The 2,297-nt window shown below is 64.3% G+C and carries 3 protein-coding genes; all 3 read right to left on the bottom strand.

The features are described 5' to 3' along the window. Nucleotides 1-42: 42 nt before the first annotated feature. On the bottom strand, nucleotides 43-501 hold the full coding sequence (locus ACT6S0_RS27565) for a lysozyme inhibitor LprI family protein (protein WP_444766915.1): 459 nt from the start codon (nucleotides 499-501) through the stop codon (nucleotides 43-45). Next, nucleotides 498-1,010 carry a lysozyme gene (locus ACT6S0_RS27560; RefSeq protein ID WP_444766914.1) on the bottom strand — a complete coding sequence of 171 codons (513 nt, stop codon included), beginning with the start codon at nucleotides 1,008-1,010 and terminating at the stop codon, nucleotides 498-500. The genes ACT6S0_RS27565 and ACT6S0_RS27560 overlap by 4 nt, the downstream gene beginning before the upstream one ends. 364 nt (nucleotides 1,011-1,374) lie before the next feature. Then, on the bottom strand, nucleotides 1,375-2,297 hold a 923-nt coding region (locus ACT6S0_RS27555; protein ID WP_444766913.1), incomplete at its 5' end, for a serine hydrolase domain-containing protein.

Raw genomic sequence — 2,297 nt, 5'->3', positions numbered from 1 at the left:
AACCTCTCCACCCGCGCCTTGCGTGAAGGGCCTCGAAAGTACCTAGCGATCGCAGCTGCGCTGGCGTTCGACCTTCTTCGCCATCCGCTCGTTCTCATGCTGCACGCACATTGCCATGGCCATCGGCTCGAGCGATCCACCACCGTAAGCCTTGGCAGCGCTGCGTTTGCAAGCTCGATCACGCTCGGCTGCCCAGCGGGCAATCCTGGCTTCGAGCCGGTCCTTGCAGGCCGGCAACTGCTCTGCCTTGTTGGCGATGGCGTGCTGAAGAACCAGGTCCGCCGCGACAGCATCGCGGTACGCACAGATGTTCATCGCAGATTGACTGGCATCGCAGTGGGACAGGAGACCGCGCAGCGCTTCTTCGGCCAGCCCGGAGCGGTGCGCCAACGCAGCCAGCACCTCTTCAGGTCTGGGCTGGTACTTCGCGGGGGACGAAGAAGACGCGGCCGCGCCTGCAATGGCGAGTGCCCCCAGCAATAGAGCCAGTACGCGCTTCATCGTGCAGGCCCAGCGGTGGGTTGTGCGGGCTGGAACGGAGCCGTTTCCTCGCGCCGACGGTTTGCCAGACCCTGCGAACGGATGGCACGCAAACGACGGCCCCGGGCATCGCGAGGACGCACAAAGACGTTGTTGTTCATGTGAGTCACGACATCGGCATCGGCACCCCGGTTGGCCGCGTCAAGCACCGACCGTGCGCCCCTCACGCCGAGGTTGAATGTGTAGCTCACCAGCGCATCGAACTGGGCTTGCGTAAGTGTTTGCCTGTTCACGTGCCGGCGCACTCCGGCCTCGGCGGTGTGCAGCCTGGCTGCCAACTGGGCATCGACCTGCGCGGCTGTCACCGGGCGCACCAGCTCTTCTGCGGTGCAAGGACCGTGATGCGCGAGAGCACCGATTCCAAATGTGCAGTTGTTCGCCAGATCGTTGTAGTACTGAAGGCGAACGTCCTCGCGACGACGAAGCTCGGCACGCCCGCTGGCGCTCATGGACATGTTCTCATTGGCCATTTCAACTCCCTAGATTTCTTTCTGTGGCTCATGCTTGAGTCGCCGAGGGCGCCACCATATTTTTTTCTTAGCCAACTCGGCGGAGGGCCAGCTATGGCCCTCGCAAGATCATAGGGTTGCTTTACGACAGCCTGCCTTCATTGACGCAGCCTGGTGTACCCGCTGGGGAGCAGCGCGGACGCGCGGGTCGTGGCGTTTCAGGAGTGGCTGCTGAGAGAGATAAGGGAGCGTGACGTGGGGTCGCCAGACACGTCGGCCGTCTGACGACCTTGACCAGCACGCATTTCGTTCTGCTCCATCCCCTTCGCAGACAGGATTTCGCAAAGGCCCAGCGATTCGAGGCGCCCGGCGCCTCAGCCCTCACTCAGCGACAAGGAGCATCCGCAATCATGCGGACCGCGCGCAGAAAGTCCTTCGGCGCTACCCAGCTCACATTCCAGTTGCCCGCCACCGGCACCTCGCGCTTGTGCGCAACCACCATCTGCCGTTTCGGAATCACGAGGATGTACTGGCCATGGACGCCCCAGGCCATGTAGGCGCCGCTCAGCGGCGAGTCCGGAGGCTCTTCCAACAGCCACCAGAGGTAGCCATACCCGAAGCCCCTGCGAGCCGTGTGCGGCGGATGCATGTCCGTGGAGGGAGTTCGCTGCTGCGTCATCTGCCTGACCCAGTCGGCCGGAATCAGTTGCTGCCCGCGCCAGTTGCCCCCTCTCAGCATCAGGTGGCCCAGCCGCGCCATGTCGCGGGTGGACAGGAAGAAGGGGTAGGCCAGGTGCTGCGACAGCCTGGCATTTCCGCTTCGCTTGTGGCGGGCCAGGTCGAAGTCTTCGAGCGCAAGGGGCGTCGCGAGGTCGTCCGCGAACGTCCGGTAGATGCTGCGTCCGGTCAACTGCTCGAACACCGTGCCGGCCGCGTTGAAGTCCCAGTTGTTGTAGAGGAAGTAGCTTCCGGGCTTCTGTGACCCGCGTGCCGGTGCGGCGGACGCATCGTCGCCACCGTTGGCTGCTGCGTGATAGACACCGGAGCGCGCCGAAAGCAGGTCGCGCACGCGCGCCTGGCGCTCGACCGGCAGCAGGCCGCCGATGTCGTCGACGCCCAGGTCGGCGAGAGAACGGTCGAGATCGATCGCGCCGTTCGCCACGTACTTGCCGTACATCATGGACAACACGCTCTTGCGCGCGGAGAACACGATGCTGACGGTCTGCACGGGGCCGTAGCTGAACAGCACGCGGCCGTCCTGCACAGCCATGAGGGCGGTGGAGTCCAGCGTATGCAGGTAGCCGCGCG

The organism is Roseateles sp., assembly GCF_052436255.1.
In the GTDB taxonomy this organism is placed as follows: Bacteria; Pseudomonadota; Gammaproteobacteria; order Burkholderiales; family Burkholderiaceae_C; genus Pelomonas.
The sequence above is the reverse complement of the archived record's forward strand: the minus strand, read 5'-3'. Positions and strand labels throughout refer to the sequence as shown.

Bases quoted from the DNA above. Each gene is read 5' to 3' on its own strand.
- ACT6S0_RS27565 (WP_444766915.1), bottom strand. From the start codon at position 501: ATGAAGCGCGTACTGGCTCTATTGCTGGGGGCACTCGCCATTGCAGGC.
- ACT6S0_RS27560 (WP_444766914.1), bottom strand. From the start codon at position 1,010: ATGGCCAATGAGAACATGTCCATGAGCGCCAGCGGGCGTGCCGAGCTT.